Raw genomic sequence first — 17,050 nt, forward strand, 5'->3', positions numbered from 1 at the left:
GGCTGTAGCCCTTGCCCAGTTCGGCGACCAGTGGAGCGACGTTTTCCGGCAGCTGATGCGCGTAAGCGGCATTGTCAGCGTTCAGGACTTTGCTCACACCAGCGATTTTCGCCGCGGCTTCAGCCACGACGCCAGCGCCTTGGCCTGCAACCAGCACGTGGATGTCACCACCGATTTTGACGGCGGCAGCCACGGTGTTCAGCGTGGCCGGGGCCAGCACTTTGTTGTCGTGTTCAGCAATAACCAAGATAGTCATTTAGATTACCTTCGCTTCGTTTTTCAGTTTCTCGACCAGTTCAGCCACCGACTTGACCTTGATACCCGCGCTGCGTGCAGCTGGCGCTTCGACTTTCACGGTCTTGTTGGTGGAGGCGGTGGAAACGCCCAAAGCGTCCGGAGTCAGCACTTCGAGAGGCTTCTTCTTGGCTTTCATGATGTTTGGCAGGGACGCGTAACGCGGCTCGTTCAAACGCAGGTCAGTGGTGACGATGGCCGGCAGTTTCAGGGAAACCGTCTGCGCGCCGCCGTCGACTTCGCGAGTCACGGCAACGGTGTCGCCGCTGATTTCGACTTTGGACGCGAAGGTGCCCTGACCATAGCCGCTCAATGCCGCAAGCATCTGGCCAGTCTGGTTGTTGTCGCTGTCGATGGCTTGTTTACCAAGGATCACCAGCTGAGGCTGTTCCTTGTCGACAACAGCCTTGAGCAGCTTGGCAACGGCCAGCGAAGTCAGGTCTTCAGCGGATTCGACGAGGATGGCGCGGTCGGCACCCAGAGCCAGCGCGGTGCGCAGTTGCTCTTGAGCGGTGGACGGGCCGACGGAGACGACGACGATTTCAGTCGCAACACCTTTCTCTTTCAGGCGTACGGCTTCTTCCACTGCGATTTCGCAGAACGGGTTCATCGACATCTTGACGTTGGCGAGGTCGACGCCGGAATTGTCCGCCTTGACGCGAACCTTGACGTTGTAATCCACAACGCGTTTGACAGCTACAAGAACCTTCATGGATTCCTCGTTACTCTCCGGTGAAAAGAAAGTCGCCTAGGCGAACCTGGCGGTTTGATGCTCATCGGCGCAAGGGCACCTCTAAAAACGCTGGCAAAGGTGTCAAGTGACAAGCGCTCACGATGAAGATGACCGTTCGTCAGTGGTGACTGACGAGTCATTCATTATCGCGACGTGTAAACTGCGCGCCAGAACCTGCGCTGCGCATCACCTTGTACTGCCATCGCCCTGTCTTTAGAGGTGCTCTTGAAACCTACAGTCAGCCTACGGCGAGCGCAAAACCGACCGTATCTTGACCGGAACACCTATTCCGGTCAATACGGCAAAATGGCCAGTCATAAGCCGCGTGACTTTGATTTCTCTGGCTTTGAGCCGATTCAAACAAACGTTTGTATTGGACGCTAGGAGTGGTGTAGATATAATGCGCCACCTTAGAGAGAAAGGTGGCTCATCGATTGTCCTCTTCCTGCATTACGCAGGGATTCATGGATGCGACACCAAACCTCCAATTAGAAAAAAAACTGTTGAGCCTTGAGTAGGAGATAACCTGTGGAACGCGAATACATGGAATTCGACGTGGTCATCGTCGGTGCCGGCCCCGCGGGTCTTTCCGCCGCCTGCCGCTTGAAGCAGAAGGCTGCTGAAGCCGGTAAGGAAATCAGCGTCTGCGTGGTCGAAAAAGGCTCCGAAGTCGGTGCTCACATCCTGTCCGGCGCCGTGTTCGAACCACGCGCCCTGAACGAATTGTTCCCTGACTGGAAAGAACTCGGCGCCCCGCTGAATACGCCAGTCACCCGCGATGACATCTTCGTTCTCAAGAACGCTGACAGCGCGCAGAAGATTCCTGACCTCTTTGTGCCCAAGACCATGCACAACGAAGGCAACTACATCATATCCCTGGGCAACCTGTGCCGCTGGCTGGCCCAGCAGGCCGAGAACCTGGGCGTTGAAATCTACCCAGGCTTCGCCGCACAGGAAGCACTGTTCGACGAAAACGGCGTGGTTCGCGGGATCATCACCGGCGATCTGGGCGTTGACCGCGAAGGCAACCCGAAAGAAGGCCTGTACACCCCAGGCATGGAACTGCGTGGCAAGTACACGCTGTTCGCCGAAGGTTGCCGCGGCCATATCGGCAAGCAACTGATCAAGCGCTTCAACCTCGACAGCGATGCCGACGCCCAGCACTACGGCATCGGCCTGAAAGAAATCTGGGAAATCGACCCGGCCAAGCATCAACCAGGTCTGGTGGTCCACACCGCCGGTTGGCCGCTGGATATCATGGGCACCGAGAACACCGGTGGCTCGTTCCTCTATCACCTGGAAAACAACCAGGTCGTAGTCGGTCTGATCGTCGACCTGTCCTACAGCAACACTTACCTGTCGCCGTTCGACGAGTTCCAGCGCCTCAAGCATCACCCGGTACTCAAACAGTACCTGGAAGGCGGCAAGCGCATCAGCTACGGCGCTCGCGCCATCTGCAAAGGCGGCCTGAACTCGCTGCCGAAAATGGTCTTCAAGGGCGGCGCGCTGATCGGTTGCGACCTCGGCACCCTGAACTTCGCCAAGATCAAAGGCAGCCACACCGCCATGAAGTCCGGCATGCTCGCCGCTGAATCCGTGGCCGAAGCGCTGTTCGCTGAAAAGGACGGCACCGAAGAGCTGACCACTTACGTCGACGCGTTCAAGAAGAGCTGGCTCTACGACGAACTGTTCGCCAGCCGCAACTTCAGCCCGGCGATCCACAAGTTCGGCGCCATCGTCGGCGGCGGTTTCAACTGGCTCGACCAGAACATCTTCGGCGGCAAACTGCCGTTCACCTTGCACGATACCAAGCCGGATTACGCTTGCCTCAAGCTTGCGGCCGACTGCAAGAAGATCGACTACCCGAAACCGGACGGCAAGATCAGCTTCGACAAACTCAGCTCGGTGTTCATCTCGGGTACTAACCACGAAGAAGAACAGCCCTGCCACCTGAAGCTGACCGATCCGAGCATCCCGATCGCCAAGAACCTCCCCCTGTACGATGAGCCTGCCCAACGTTACTGCCCGGCCGGCGTGTACGAAGTGGTGACCATGGAAGACGGTGAGAAGCGCTTCCAGATCAACGCCCAGAACTGCGTTCACTGCAAGACCTGCGACATCAAGGACCCTGCACAGAACATCACCTGGGTGGCGCCGGAAGGTTCTGGCGGCCCGACTTACCCGAACATGTAAGTCGAATGCCCGAACATCAAGGCTCCCGAACGGGGGCCTTTTTGTTGCCCGAAATCCAGAACTCACCCCAATCCCCTGTGGGAGCGAGCCTGCTCGCGATAGCGGTTTATCATCCGGTATAGATGTCGACTGACACACTGCTATCGCGAGCAGGCTCGCTCCCACAAGGGACATCGCCGTGTCAGGCAGCGCGTTCGTCACCGGGACTACGCTCAAAGTAGCGCTTGTACTCGCGACTGAACTGCGACGTGCTCTGATACCCCACTCGATGCGCCACCTGTGCCACGCCCAAACCTTCGGCCACCAGCAACGTCTGCGCCTTCAGCAAGCGCAAGCGCTTCAAGTACTGCACGGGCGATAACAGCGTGCTGCGTTTGAAATGCTCATGAAAGGTCGACGCACTCATGTTCGCGCAACTGGCCAGGGTTTCGACGTTCAGCGGCTCGGTGTAATGCGCATGCAGATGGCTGAGCGACGCCGCGATCCGGGCGAATTGCCCCTGTTGCTCGACCAGCGCCCGCAGCACATCGGCTTGCGGCCCGCGCAAGGCGACGAACAACAACTCGCGCAATCGAGCCTGCCCCATAACCTGGCATTCCAGCGGATCGTGCAGGCAACGCAGCAGCCGTTCAACACAACCACGCATCGCATCGTCAAGCACCGCCGAGGTCATGGACTCTGGCGTTTGCGCCGCAATACTACGCCCCGGCGCCAGCCCCATGGCCAAGACCAACTCACCGAGCAACACCCGGTCAATGGCGATGGAAACGCCCAGCATCGGGCCATCGGGGGCTGAAAACGTCTCGCATTCGAACGGCACCGGCAATGCCTGAATCAAATAATGCCCGGCGCCGTACTCCAGCGTACGCGGCCCCAGATACGCCAACTTGCTGCCCTGGGCGATGATGACCAGACTCGGCTCGTAAATCTGCGGGCCGCGAGCCACATCACAACTGGCCCGCAAAACCTGCACGCCCGGCAATGCCGTAGGCGCGAAACCGTCACGCGTGGTCAGCGGCTGGATCAGCGAAACCAGCGTGGCATTGGCATCGAGATGACGGGTCAACAACATGAGGAGCTCTTCACAGAAAAAGTCGCAGAAATCGGGATGAAAGCATCATCGCAGGTCTGATGGCCAATGCGACCCATTGAAGGCTGATGCCGGAGGATTAGGCATGACACCCGGAGGAATCGCCATGGCCGGTGGCCGGTACGGCGCCCAGAATGCGCCACCTCACCCGTCACAGCTTTTTGCGAGGTTCATCATGTACACCGCCATCGGATACGCCGCCCAGTCGGCCACCACTCCCCTCGCCCCCGTGAAATTCGAGCGCCGCAGCCCACGTGCTGACGACGTTGCGATCGATATTCTCTACTGCGGCGTCTGCCATTCCGACATCCATCAGGCACGCAACGAGTGGGGCATTGCCGTTTACCCACTAATGCCCGGCCACGAGATCGTAGGCAAAGTTACCGCCGTCGGTGCGAACGTCACCCAACATAAAGTCGGCGATCTGGTCGGCGTCGGCTGCATGGTCGATTCGTGCCGCAGCTGCGAAGCCTGCCAATCGAACCTCGAGCAATACTGCCTCGAAGGTCCGACCATGACCTACGCCACCCTGGACCGCGTCGATGGCAGCAACACCATGGGCGGCTACTCCGACAGCATCGTGGTCAGCGAACATTTCGTTGTGCGCATTCCCGAGAAACTCGACCCGGCCAGCGCCGCGCCAATCCTCTGCGCCGGTATCACCACCTACTCGCCACTCAAGCACTACGGCGTGAAGGCGGGCGACAAGGTCGGGATTCTCGGCATGGGCGGCCTCGGCCACATGGGCATCAAGTTCGCCAAGGCGATGGGCGCTGAAGTCACGCTGTTCACCCGCTCGGCGAGCAAGGCTGAAGAAGGTCGTCGCCAAGGCGCGGACCACGTGATCGTGTCCACCGATGCCGAACAGATGAAGGCTGCCGCAGGACATTTCGACTTCCTGCTGGACACCATTCCGGTGCAGCACGACCTCAATCCCTACCTCGATACGCTACGTTTCGACGGCGTGCACATTCTGGTGGGATTGATCGAACCAGTCGATCCACCGGTCCACGCCGGCAAACTGGTGATGAGCCGTCGCGTATTGGCCGGCTCGCTGATCGGCGGCATCGCAGAAACCCAGGAAGTGCTGGATTTCTGTGCCGAGCACAACATCACCTGCGACATTGAAATGCTGAACATCCATCAGATCAACGAAGCGTTCGCCCGCATGATCGCCGGCGACGTGAAGTACCGTTTCGTGATCGACATGGCAACGCTGAAGGTCTAAACCTTAGCGCCAAGCTCCGCCGAAAGCCGAGCCGTGACCCCTTTGATCAGGGGAATCAGCTCGGCCATTTTCTCCAGCGGCATATACGGCACGGTGCTGGCGATACTGATGCCGGCAACGATGCGTTTGCTGGCATCACGGATCGGCGCCGCCACACAGCGGATCGACGGTTCGTTATCTTCCAGATCGAACGCATAACCGCCCGCCACATACTCGACCATGCGCTGCTGAAACTGCTCCCATGACTGCTCCGGGTGCTGTGGCCAGAACTGATTTTTCCCACCCGTCGGCAAGCTGACTTCGTACAGCCGCTGCCATTCTTCCTGCGTGTCATCGAGCATCAGCGCCTTGCCGATCCCGGTGCGCGCCAACGGCATGCGATGGCCAACCCGCGAACGCATTTCCGGGCCATTGCGTCCCGGATTCTTGTGCAGGTACAGCACTTCGTCGCCTTCACGAATCGCCAGGTGAATGGTGTCGCCGGTCAACGCCGACAACTCATCCAGATACGGCCCGGCCAATGTGACCAGCGGCAATTCTTCACGCGCCTGGAAGCCCAGCTCGATCAACTTCGGCCCCAACAGATAACCGACTTGCGGCACCACCCGCAGATAACGCTCGTCCACCAGGCAACTGGCCAGACGATGAGTGGTGCTGCGCGTGGTGCCGATCAGCCGGGCGATCTCCTTGAGATCGCGGGCACCACTGGCCACGGCCTGAACCACACCCAATCCACGAAGCAGTGTCTGGGTGCCGGTCGGTGCGGCGTCCTTGGCGATTTTGGGGGCGTCTTCCTGCATATCCAGCCTTTACCGTTGAGCGAGTGAACGGGCGGCATTATGGTCGCCCGAATGCCGCGACTACAACTTGATACGCTCGACTTTGCCGACCAGCAAGATGTAGGAAAGCGCGCCGATCAACGCCAGAACCGAGATATAGGTGATCGCGGGAGCGAACGAATCACCGGTAGCAAGGAAACCGATGACAATCGGCGTGGTAATCGCCGACAGGTTGCCGATGAAGTTGAACACCCCACCGGTCAACCCGAGCAATCGCGCCGGGGCCAACGTTGACACCAGCGACCAGGTGATCGAAGCCAGCCCGTTGCCGAAGAACGCCAACGCGAGGAAGGCAATCACCAGCGGTGTCGACTCGACGAAGTTGGCGCCGATGATCGAAGTGGAAATCAGCAGGCCGCCAATGATCGGCAACTTGCGGGCAAAACCCACGGTGTAGCCGCGGCGGATCAGCCAGTCGGAGAAGAACCCCGAACAGAGCACACCGACGAAGGCGGCGAGAAACGGCAGCGACGCCAACAGGCCGGACTTGATGAAGTCCATACCGCGATATTTCACCAGGTAGGTCGGGAACCACGTCAGAAAAAACCACAACGTCGAGTTGAGACAGAACTGGCCGAGGTAGATACCCCATAACTTACGTTTGGTCAGAACGATGCCCAGGTCGATCCAGCTGAATTTGGCTTTGACTTTGGCTTGTTCAGCCTGGATATCCACCAGCCCGCCACCTTCGCGGATCAGCTCGATTTCGGCGTCATTGGCACCTTTGAAATCCCGTGGCTCGCGATACACCGCGTACCAGATCACTGCCCAGAGAATGCCCACCGCACCGGTGCTGACAAACACCATGTGCCAGCCATATTGATGCTGCAGCCAGGCCAATACCGGCGTCAGGAACGCCAGACCGACGAATTGCCCGGAGGTATAGAAACCAATGGCCGTGGCGCGTTCGCGCTCAGGAAACCAAGTGGTGACCACACGGCTGTTGATCGGGTACGCCGGCGCTTCCAGTGCACCGACTGCCATACGCAACACGAACAGTGCGATGAAGCTGCCGGCGAAGCCGAGCATGACGGTGGCGATCGACCATAACAGCAGCGCGACGCTGTAAAGAATCCGCGGCGGAACCCGATCCACCAGCCAGCCGCCGGGGATTTGCATGGCCGCGTAGGTCCAGCCGAATGCCGAGAAAATCAGCCCGACGTGAATCGGGTCGATGCCCAGTTCGCTGGTGAGTGCCGGGGCGGCGATAGACAGGTTGCTGCGGTCCAGGTAGTTGATCACCACGGTGATAAACAGCAGCACCATGATGAAAAAACGCTTGCGACTGGGCGTCACCAACGACGCCTGCCCGGTGAGGGTTTGCGGTTGCATGGGGAATGCCTCTTCTTATGTTTATTGAGGTCGATGTGAAATCGGGGTTTGCCGCAAATCTCCCTGTCCATGGAGATCAAACTGTGGGAGCCAGCCTGCTGGCGATAGCGGTGTGTCAGTCACCAAGAATGCTGGGGGTGCCGACCAAATCGCCAGCAGGCTGGCTCCCACAGGGATTTGCGGTGGGTCAGGGAGAACTCACCACTCAGCAAAACTGCCATCGGCATGGCGCCAGATCGGGTTACGCCAGCGATGGCCGACGGCCGCGCGTTCGATGACGTATTCCTCGTTGATCTCGATCCCCAGGCCCGGGCCATTCGGGATTTTCACGAAGCCTTTGTCGTAGTCGAACACCCGCGGATCCTTGACGTAATCCAGCAGGTCATTGCTCTCGTTGTAATGAATGCCCAGGCTCTGCTCCTGGATGAACGCGTTGTAGCAAACCGCATCCAGCTGCAAACACGCCGCCAGTGCAATCGGGCCCAACGGGCAATGCAGCGCCAGCGCCACGTCGTAGGCTTCGGCCATGTTGGCGATTTTGCGGGTTTCGGTGATACCGCCGGCGTGAGACGCGTCCGGCTGGATGATGTCGACGTAACCTTCGCTGAGCACACGCTTGAAATCCCAGCGCGAGAACAGCCGCTCACCGAGGGCAATCGGGGTGCTGGTCAGCGGCGCCAACTCTTTCAGCGCTTCGTAGTTTTCGCTGAGTACCGGCTCTTCGATGAACATCAGCTTGTAAGGATCAAGTTCCTTCATCAGCACCTTGGCCATGGGCTTGTGCACCCGGCCATGGAAGTCCACGCCGATGCCAACGTTCGGGCCCACCGCATCGCGTACGGCGGCGACGTTGGCCAGGGCCAGGTCGACTTTCTCGAAGGAATCGAGGAATTGCAGCTCTTCGGTACCATTCATTTTCACCGCCGTGAAACCACGCTCGACGGCTTCCTTCGCAGCGCGAGCGGTGTCCGCCGGCCGGTCGCCGCCGATCCACGAATAGACGCGAATCCTGTCCCGTACCTGACCGCCCAGCAGATCGCTGACCGACACACCCAGGGCCTTGCCCTTGATGTCCCACAACGCCTGATCAATACCGGCCAGCGCACTCATGTGGATCGCGCCGCCACGGTAGAAGCCGCCGCGGTAAAGCACGGTCCAGATGTCCTCAATGTTGCGTGGGTCTTTGCCGATCAGGTAGTCGGACAATTCTTCAACGGCGGCGGCGACAGTGTGAGCGCGGCCTTCGACTACGGGTTCGCCCCAGCCGGTCACGCCTTCGTCGGTTTCGACCTTGAGGAAGCACCAGCGCGGCGGAACGATGAAGGTGGTCAGTTTGGTGATTTTCATCTTTTGCTCTCTTTTTATAAGTGCAGCTCTTATAGATGCAGCGCGCTCGGCGCCAAAAAGTCTTAACGCAGAGCGTTCCATGCAGCGACATATGCCTTGGCGTTTACCGCCACTTCCTCTGGCGTCATGCCCGGTTTGAACAAGCCGGAACCGAGGCCGAAGCCTTTGACGCCCGCGTCGATAAACACCTGCATGTTGTCCGGCGTGATCCCGCCGACCGGCGCCAGAATCGTTCCCGCTGGCAGTACCGCGAGCCAGGCTTTGACGACTGCCGGGCCCATCTGCTCGGCCGGGAACATCTTCAGCACGTCCGCCCCTTCGGCCAATGCCGCAAAGGCTTCAGTCGGTGTCGCCACACCCGGCGACAGGAACAACCCCGCCGCTTTCGCTGCGCGCAACACCTTGGCATCGCTGTGCGGCATGACGATCACCTGACCGCCCGCCGCTTTCACTTGCTCGACCTGCCCCGGCGTCAACACCGTGCCCGCACCGATCAGGCAATCGGCGGGCAAAGTACTGCGCAGGATGCGGATACTTTCGTACGGTTCAGGGGAATTGAGCGGCACTTCGATGACGCGAAATCCGGCGGCGTAAAGGACTTCGCCAATGGCTGCCGCTTCTTGCGGGCGCAGGCCACGCAAAATCGCGATCAGACCGTTTTGCGCCAATGCTTGCTTGAGCATGTCAGACCTCCAGTCAGGTTTAACGGGATGGGTTGGGTGTGATCAATCCGGCGGCAACCGCCAGCTGCCACAAGCCACGTTCGGTGGCCTGCTCGGCCAGGGTCACCCGGGCAAAACCACAGGCGTCGAGCGCCCGGCTGTAGCGGGCACAGAGCTGGGCATTACCGATGAGGATGATCGAAGGCAGATGAACGCTGTTGCGTCGGCGTCGCTGAACAGTCGCCAACGCTGACAGTTCATGGCCGATCAACAGACCGGATAAGTAATCCGGTTGAGCAGTGGCGCTGAGTTCGCCAGTCAACCCGAGGCTGCGGGCACTGAACAATGTCGACAACGGCCCGATCTCGCCGTCCACCGACAGGGCCACCTGCACACCACGATCAAAGGCTTGGCCATCGAAGGACGCGCCCTTTTGCTGGGTGCGCCCCAGAATGCTGTGCTCGCGGAGCACGGCGAAGACTTCGCCAGTCATGAAGGTATCGAACTGCACGATGCAGCCGTCGGCCACTTCCACCCATTTCGAATGACTGCCCGGCAGGCCGATCAACAGATCACCACCCGCCTCGGCCGGTAGATTCTGCAGCACGCCGAGCACTTGGGTTTCTTCGCCGCGCATCACGTTTGGCAAACGAGACCGCTGAATCACGCCCGGCACGATGTGCACATCGACACCGCGAAGACTGCGAACCGTTTGTAGGGAGATTCCGAGATTGGCGACGTTCGCCGGCGTATCGCGGTAAGCCGCTTCACGCCAACCTTGTGCGCTGCCAACCATGCCGCACGCAATCACCGGCAAATCGAGCTGCGCGTCGAGCCAGTCACCGCAGGCCTCATCGAAGGCCAGTTCAAAACCGTCGGTACATTCCTGACCCGCGATCATTCGCGGCGTCCTGGGCAGCTGCATGATCCCCGACGATAGCGAACGCTGTTCGAGCACCTGGCCACCCGCGGCGAGTTTGTAAGCACGTAATGAGGTTGTCCCCCAATCGAGCGCGATCAATTGCGCCAGCATCGCTTCACCTGTTTTGTTTATTGGCAGTGAGTGAGCTGGACTATAAACCCGGACGCAGCAAAATCTCAATATATAAATATCATTCCCATATATTGGGATATAGTTAAAAAAAGATCGCAGCCTTCGGCAGCTCCTACGGATAGGTGTGGAGCTGCCGAAGGCTGCGATCTTTAATAGACGCCGGTTGCGATCAGCCTTCGGCAAACTCCCTCAACACCGCCCCGTCCATCCGATACCGCACCCACTCTTCCTGCGGCTGCGCACCCAACGACTTGTAGAACTCGATCGCCGGTTTGTTCCAGTCCAGCACGCTCCACTCAAATCGACCGCAGTCATTGGCGCAGGCGATTTTCGCCAGGTGACGCAGCAAGGTTTTACCCGCGCCGCCACCGCGTTGTTGGGGGGTGATGTAGAGGTCTTCGAGGTACAGGCAGTTGCTGCCGAGCCACGTGGAATAACTGAAGAAGAACACCGCAAAGCCGATTGGCGAGCCATCGCGCAGGCAGATCAGCCCGTGAGCGGTGGCGCCTTCGTTGAACAGGCTGCGCTCGATGTCGGCGACGCTGGCGATGACTTCGTGGCGGGCACGTTCGTAGTCGGCCAGTTCGGTGATGAACCCGAGGATTTGCGGTGCATCGCTCGGGGTCGCCGGGCGGATCTCGATCGTCATGGACGTGCCTTCGTCAAAAGTTGAAAACGCCATACTAAGTCGGCAAGCGGCGCTCGTCACACTGGAAATTCAAAGCTGATCCATGGAGCATGTGTAGCAGCTGGCGAAGCCTGCGTTCGGCTGCTACAGGGCTAGGTCGCGGCAAAAGACGTTTTTACTTAACAGGATGTTTATGAACACTGATGCTTTCGCGCCACTGCAATTCCTCGCTGCGCAACTGCTGCCCCACGCGCTTGAGCCGTCGGAAGATGGTGCCCATGATCTGTCGCACTTGCAGCGGGTCTGGCACAACGTGCGTACGCTTCACAGTGAAGAGGGTGGCGATCTTGAGGTGCTGCTGGCGGCGGTGCTCTTGCACGATTGCGTGGCGGTAGAAAAGAACTCGCCACTGCGTTCTCAGGCGTCACGACTGGCGGCCAAAAAGGCATCGATCACGCTGGCGGGCCTGGCCTGGCCAGACGCAAGAATCAGCGCGGTTGCCCATGCCATCGAAGCACACAGTTTTTCCGCTAACATCGCGCCAACCACGCTCGAAGCCAAAATTTTGCAGGACGCCGACCGCCTCGATTCCCTCGGCATGCTCGGCGTGGCGCGCACCTTTTACATCGCCGGACGTATGGGTAGCGCGTTGTACGACCCGCAGGACCCTGAGGCGAAGGCACGGGAATACGATGACAAACGTTTTTGCCTCGACCATTTCCAGACCAAGCTGCTGCACCTGGCGGACGGATTCAAAACGACCACCGGCCAACGTCTGGCGCGGATTCGTCACGAGCGCCTGAAGGGGTTCATGGAGCTGTTCAAGGAAGAAATAGGCGTCTGCTAAAGGCTTTACTCCGGCCAACACTAACCCTGAAATCGATAACCTCAGACCTAACATCGACGCCTTGCGTGATAGATAGATGAAGCTCTCTTCTATCGGGTCAAGGAACCGCGTCATGCCTAGCGCAACACCCCAAGTCTCAAGCAGGTTGTTCGGCCTGTTTTGCCTGGCCAGCTATTTGCTGTCGCTGTCCTATGGCTCGACCTTTTTGCTGTCGTTGTTGATCGGTTCCCGCGGCGGTAACGAGCACGATGCCGGCAGTGTGATTTCGGCGGCGATGCTCAGTACGTTTGCAGCGGTGATCGTCTCCGGGCACTTGTCCGATTTGCTCGGCGCGGCGCGCTCGATTGCGCTGTTCGGCGTCTTGCTGGTGGCCGCCAGCCTGGGCTTCGCCTTGGCGCCAGGCTTCGGCAATTTGCTGTTGTTTTTCGGGCTATTGCTGGGGCTGGGTTGGGGCGTGTTCTACACCCTCGGGCCGATCATCGTGGCGAGTCTGGTAACGCCTGCCCAACGCGCGAAATACTTTGCGCTGTTGTCGGGCAGCATGATGACCGGGATCGGCAGCGGTCCCTTGTTAGGCCGCGCTGCCAGTGCCCTCGGGTATCCGATCACCGCGGCGTTTTACCTCGCGGCGCTGGCCAGCCTGATCGGCGTGTTGCTGTTCTGGCGGTTGGATTCGCAGCTGAAAAAAGCGCCGGCCCACTCGGCGGCGGTGTCGCGAATTTCCTGGTGTGCAGCGGCGCAAGTGCTGTCGTCCAGAGCGGTGTTTCCGATCATCATGGTCGGGCTTGGCGGTTGTGTTTTCGGCGGTCTGTCGAGTTTTCAAACCAGCTACGCGGCGGCGCGTTCACTCGACTATTCACTGTTCTTCCTCGGCTTCATGAGCGCAGCGATCAGCAGCCGCATGCTGATCGCCGGTTTCGTGGTCAAGCGCGACCCGTTCTGGGCGTCCTGCCTGCTGTCGGGCTTGATGATGGGCTCAATCCTGATGTTCGGGTTTGTCGTCGACGACGGGTTCAGCTACGTGCTGGCGGCGGTGATGCTCGGGGTCGGTTACGGGCTGACCTATTCGGTGATCAACGGCCTGGCGGCCAACGAGGCGCCAAACGGCACCACCGCGCAATCCTTGCTGCTGTTCAGCCTGTCCTACTTTATCGGTGTGTTTGGCTTTCCGTTGCTGGCCGGGAAAATCATCGTGGAACAGGGGATGGCGACGCTGTTGCTCACGGTATTGGCGGTTGCTGTACTGAATTGGCTGATCAGCGTCGGCCGGCTAGTCTGGCGCCGAGCCGTTACCCGCAAAACGTTGCAGCAGGCCTAGACCGTTCGTCGTTCATCAGGCACCAATCCAAATCGGGGGCGGACCAACCCAGATAAGGACTCTAATTAAATGGACCTATCCACATCCATGAAGAGGTAACCATGAACGTCGATAAAAACCTTGAGAAAGAAGTCCTGACCCGTCTGCTGCATGCCCATCCAAGCGGCATGGGCAAAGAGGTCCTGGACAATTACCGGGGGGAGAAAGTCGTGGCCAGCACCCTCGCCACGCTGCAGGATCGTGGATTGATCCAGCATGGTCATGTGATCTGCAACGAGGCCGGTGAGCACTCGTTGAACTTGCCGATCAAACTCAATGCCGCAGGGGTTGAGGCGGCGCGCAAGCTGGACGTCTAATAACGGATGTAGGAGCTGGCGAAGCCTGCGATCTTTTGATCTTCAAGCATTCAAAGCAAAAGATCGCAGCCTACAGCAGCTCCTACGAGCAGCAGGAGAAATCCCATGCCTCGTGGAAGCAAAGACAAATACACCGCCGAGCAGAAGCGCAAGGCCGAGCACATCGAAGAGAGCTACGAGCACAAAGGTGTCTCGAAAGAAGAAGCCGAAGCCCGAGCCTGGGCGACCGTGAACAAACAGTCGGGTGGCGGTGAGCGCAAAGGTGGGGCCGGCCGCAAGAAACCCGCAAGTGCCAAGTCGCAAGATCGCCAGGAATCAGCTCGTCGTGCGGTGGCCAGCCGTGAAGGTCATTCGCGTAACAGCAAGGCTTCGCGCGAAACCCAGACCGTCGACAGTTTGATGAAAGAAGCCCGGGCGAAGAAGATTCCGGGACGGTCGGGCATGCGCAAGCAGGCGTTGATCGAGGCGTTGCGCAAGGCTGGGTAAGGTCGGGATTGATGGTGAATCTTATGGCCCCATCGCGAGCAAGCTCGCTCCCACAGGGGATTTGTGTTGTTCACAGATTCTGTGTGGGAGCGAGCTTGCTCGCGAAAGCGTCAGATCAGGCGCCAAAGGTCTTGCGGATCAACTCATCCACCTCGGCAATCCCCGGCGAAGTCGCCGGCCCCCATCGAGTGACCGCCAACGCAGCCGCCGCATTAGCCCGCCGCGCCGCGTCAACCGGTACCAATCCTTGCGCCAACCCGGCCACAAATACCCCGGCATGCGCATCCCCCGCACCATTGCTGTCCACCGCCTCAACCTTGAAACCCGGCACATGCTGGCAGTCTCCACGCTGGCTGATCCAGCACCCTTGCGGGCCGTCACGAACCACCATCAACACGTCGGCCGGCAGGTGATCGGCCAACCGGTTCAACGCCTCGGCAATGTCCGCCGCACCGGTAAACTTCAACGCCTCGACACTGTTGCTGGTCCACAAATCGATGCGCGCCAGCAAGGCTTGCATCAACGGCTCATCCGGCGAATCCACCAGCGGGCCCGGATCGAACACCACGTTGATCCCCCTCGGTAAATCCAGGACCCAATCCACCAGCGCCTGGGCTTTGCCGCCATGCAGCAGGCTGTAGCCGCTGACGTAGACATAGTCACCCGCCTCGGCCGGCACGCTGGACAAATCCTCGGCCGTCAGCTCACCTTCCGCACCGATATGGGAAATGAAACTGCGCTCGGCCGACGCTTCGGTCAACGCGACGCACAATCCCGTATCCCGTTCGGCGCGGTGAGTGATGCCGATCCGAATGCCTTCAGCCTTCATCGCCTCGCGCGCCAGATCGCCGAAACGCCCGGTACCGTGGCGCCCGAGGTAAACCACCGGCAAGCCATTACGCTGGGCGGCAGCCATCACATTGAAGCCGCCGCCAGCCTCGAAACTGGCGGATTGCGCCAGCACGTCGCCGCCCGAATGCGGCAGTTTATCCACGGCCATGACCAGGTCGATCATGACCTGGCCGGTGTGCAGCAATCTAGGCATGAGCGTTCTCGGTCATCGCGGCGCGGCGATCCTTGGCCCCGCCGAGTACAAAATAAATGCCGCCGGCCACCAGGAACGTCACGATCCAGCCGAGGCCGTTATGGCCCAGCCAGGAGTCGGACAGGAAGCCGCGGAACCACACGGTTTGTTCGGTCGTACCGATGGTGGTGAAGCTGAAGCCCAACACGATTGCCACCGCCCACGCACCGAAGGCGCGCCACTCGACACCGCCGCTGTACCAGTAAGCGCTGCTCGGGCTGACGTCCAGCAGGTCTTTGGGGCTGTAGTAGTGACGGTGAATCAGGTCGACGACGAAGATCCCGACCCACGCGGTGATCGGCACGGCCAGCAGCGAAATGAAGGTAATGAACGGGCCGTAGAAACTGTCGGCGATCAGCATGAAATAGATCGAGCCGGCGAAGATCGCGACGATGTCGACGACCACCGCGTAAACGCGTTTGACCTTCAGGCCGAGGGTCAGCGTGGTCAAACCGGCGGAGTACACCGACAGGTTGTTTGACAGCAGCAGCCCGCCAAACGCGGTGATCAGGTACGGCACGGCCATCCAGGTCGGCAGCATGTCGCGGATCGCGATGATCGGGTCGGTGGCCGAGGCCAGGTCATTGTTGCCCACTGACAGCAGGCCGCCGAGGGTGATCAGCAGCACCAGCGGAATCCCCGCACCGAACGCTGCCGACGCCACCAGGCGCACGGCTTTGACGCTGCGATGCTGGTAGCGCGACATGTCGGCACCGGCGTTGGCCCAACCGATCCCGGTGCCGGCAGCCATGGTGCCAACGCCGATGATCATTGCGCTCAGCGGTGCCGGCGTGGCATTGAACACCGCGCTCCAGTCGATGGTGGCGCAGAGGAAGCCGCCGACCACAATGTTCAGCGCGCCGAACACGTAGGTTGCCCACTTCTGGATCACCAGCAAGGTGGCGTGACCGAGGCCCGACACCGACAGGGTCAGCAGCACGAAAATCGCAATGAAGATCAACGTCAGCACAGGTGCGCTTTTGGCTTCCACCGGCGAGCCGAACAGGATCGAGCACAGCGACAACAACACGAATGCGGCGGTGGTGGTGTTGACCGTTTCCCAGCCCAGACGCGACATCAGCGAGACCAGGGTCGGACCGATGTTGCCGCGTACACCGAAGATCGCTCGCGACAACGTCAGGCTCGGTGCGCGACCACGGCGACCGGCAATGGAGATGATCCCGACCACTGCGAAGGAGCCTGCAGCACCCAGGATCGCGACGATGATCGCCTGCCAGATCGCCAAGCCGCGAAAGGCGACAAGGGTCGCGCCCAGCGGCAGGCCGAGGATGGAGATGTTGGCGGCAAACCAGACCCAGAACAGTTGCAACGGATGACCGTTGCACTCCGCTTCCGGCACCGGCTCGATGCCTCGGGTTTCCAGTTGCCCGGCGCTTTGCCCGGCGTTTGATGAACTCATGTGAAATGCTCCTGTTGCCTTTGTTGTGGTTGTGGGCAGTTTCGGAAGTCGTCATAACATCCCGGCGGTCCTGGCCGTATTCGTGCTTTCCGTTGCGGGTGAAAGAATTTGAGTGCGCAGCGCGTCCTTCGCGAGCAGG

Annotated in this window: 16 protein-coding genes and 1 pseudogene; 6 read left to right on the plus strand and 11 right to left on the minus strand. The window is 59.8% G+C overall.

From position 1 onward, the window contains the following. Window positions 1-256 (minus strand): annotated as a pseudogene (locus EAH74_RS03815) (electron transfer flavoprotein subunit alpha/FixB family protein); the annotation flags it as partial. Further along, on the minus strand, window positions 257-1,006 hold the full coding sequence (locus EAH74_RS03820; RefSeq protein ID WP_140676162.1) for an electron transfer flavoprotein subunit beta/FixA family protein: 750 nt from the start codon (window positions 1,004-1,006) through the stop codon (window positions 257-259). It abuts the pseudogene before it with no gap. A gap of 549 nt (window positions 1,007-1,555) precedes the next feature. Here EAH74_RS03820 and EAH74_RS03825 point away from each other — a divergent pair. Next, window positions 1,556-3,220 carry an electron transfer flavoprotein-ubiquinone oxidoreductase gene (locus tag EAH74_RS03825; protein ID WP_140676165.1) on the plus strand — a complete coding sequence of 555 codons (1,665 nt, stop codon included), beginning with the start codon at window positions 1,556-1,558 and terminating at the stop codon, window positions 3,218-3,220. A gap of 181 nt (window positions 3,221-3,401) precedes the next feature. On the opposite strand, the gene EAH74_RS03830 is transcribed toward EAH74_RS03825, so the two are convergent. Beyond that, on the minus strand, window positions 3,402-4,292 hold the full coding sequence (locus tag EAH74_RS03830) for an AraC family transcriptional regulator (RefSeq protein ID WP_140676168.1): 891 nt from the start codon (window positions 4,290-4,292) through the stop codon (window positions 3,402-3,404). Between the two features lie 193 nt (window positions 4,293-4,485). On the opposite strand from EAH74_RS03830, the gene EAH74_RS03835 reads away from it, so the two are divergent. After that, on the plus strand, window positions 4,486-5,538 hold the full coding sequence (locus EAH74_RS03835; protein ID WP_140677268.1) for an NAD(P)-dependent alcohol dehydrogenase: 1,053 nt from the start codon (window positions 4,486-4,488) through the stop codon (window positions 5,536-5,538). Here EAH74_RS03835 and EAH74_RS03840 read toward each other — a convergent pair. The 6 genes from EAH74_RS03840 to EAH74_RS03870 all read right to left on the minus strand — a co-directional run bounded on the left by EAH74_RS03840 (window position 5,535) and on the right by EAH74_RS03870 (window position 11,421). Next, window positions 5,535-6,338: an IclR family transcriptional regulator gene (locus tag EAH74_RS03840; protein WP_140676171.1), complete on the minus strand. Its 804-nt coding sequence runs from the start codon at window positions 6,336-6,338 to the stop codon at window positions 5,535-5,537. The two genes, EAH74_RS03835 and EAH74_RS03840, sit on opposite strands and share 4 nt — an antisense overlap. Window positions 6,339-6,398: 60 nt before the next feature. Continuing rightward, window positions 6,399-7,709 (minus strand): MFS transporter, encoded by a 1,311-nt coding sequence (locus EAH74_RS03845; RefSeq protein ID WP_074878934.1) that lies wholly within the window; start codon window positions 7,707-7,709, stop codon window positions 6,399-6,401. 198 nt (window positions 7,710-7,907) lie between these two features. After that, the gene (gene dgoD / locus EAH74_RS03855) at window positions 7,908-9,056 is read right to left on the minus strand and encodes a galactonate dehydratase (protein WP_140676177.1); all 1,149 of its coding nucleotides are present in this window, start codon (window positions 9,054-9,056) and stop codon (window positions 7,908-7,910) included. A 62-nt stretch (window positions 9,057-9,118) separates the two neighbouring features. Beyond that, complete coding sequence (locus tag EAH74_RS03860; RefSeq protein WP_140676180.1) at window positions 9,119-9,739, minus strand: 2-dehydro-3-deoxy-6-phosphogalactonate aldolase; 621 nt, start codon at window positions 9,737-9,739, stop codon at window positions 9,119-9,121. A 19-nt stretch (window positions 9,740-9,758) separates the two neighbouring features. Further along, a complete protein-coding gene (locus tag EAH74_RS03865) occupies window positions 9,759-10,751 on the minus strand; it encodes a 2-dehydro-3-deoxygalactonokinase (protein ID WP_140676183.1) in 993 nt (330 codons plus the stop codon). A gap of 190 nt (window positions 10,752-10,941) precedes the next feature. Beyond that, on the minus strand, window positions 10,942-11,421 hold the full coding sequence (locus EAH74_RS03870; RefSeq protein ID WP_140676186.1) for a GNAT family N-acetyltransferase: 480 nt from the start codon (window positions 11,419-11,421) through the stop codon (window positions 10,942-10,944). A 172-nt stretch (window positions 11,422-11,593) separates the two neighbouring features. Here EAH74_RS03870 and EAH74_RS03875 point away from each other — a divergent pair, with 172 nt between their 5' ends. From EAH74_RS03875 to EAH74_RS03890, 4 genes are all read left to right on the plus strand, one after another. After that, entirely contained in the window at window positions 11,594-12,247 is a 654-nt protein-coding gene (locus EAH74_RS03875; RefSeq protein ID WP_140676189.1) for an HD domain-containing protein, read from the plus strand. 112 nt (window positions 12,248-12,359) lie between these two features. Then, window positions 12,360-13,565, plus strand: coding sequence for an MFS transporter (locus tag EAH74_RS03880; protein ID WP_140676192.1), 1,206 nt, complete (start codon window positions 12,360-12,362; stop codon window positions 13,563-13,565). Window positions 13,566-13,666: 101 nt separating this feature from the next. Continuing rightward, a complete protein-coding gene (locus EAH74_RS03885; RefSeq protein WP_140676195.1) occupies window positions 13,667-13,921 on the plus strand; it encodes a hypothetical protein in 255 nt (84 codons plus the stop codon). A gap of 105 nt (window positions 13,922-14,026) precedes the next feature. Next, entirely contained in the window at window positions 14,027-14,407 is a 381-nt protein-coding gene (locus EAH74_RS03890) for a Rho termination factor N-terminal domain-containing protein (protein ID WP_140676198.1), read from the plus strand. 115 nt (window positions 14,408-14,522) lie between these two features. Here EAH74_RS03890 and EAH74_RS03895 read toward each other — a convergent pair whose 3' ends face one another. Together EAH74_RS03895 and EAH74_RS03900 are read right to left on the minus strand one after the other, a co-directional pair. After that, window positions 14,523-15,452 (minus strand): PfkB family carbohydrate kinase, encoded by a 930-nt coding sequence (locus EAH74_RS03895; protein WP_140676200.1) that lies wholly within the window; start codon window positions 15,450-15,452, stop codon window positions 14,523-14,525. After that, the gene (locus tag EAH74_RS03900; protein ID WP_140676203.1) at window positions 15,445-16,911 is read right to left on the minus strand and encodes a purine-cytosine permease family protein; all 1,467 of its coding nucleotides are present in this window, start codon (window positions 16,909-16,911) and stop codon (window positions 15,445-15,447) included. Before EAH74_RS03900 ends, EAH74_RS03895 begins: the two co-directional genes overlap by 8 nt. Window positions 16,912-17,050: the final 139 nt, after the last annotated feature.

The organism is Pseudomonas mandelii (assembly GCF_006438925.1).
GTDB classification, from domain to species: Bacteria; Pseudomonadota; Gammaproteobacteria; order Pseudomonadales; family Pseudomonadaceae; genus Aquipseudomonas; species Aquipseudomonas mandelii_C.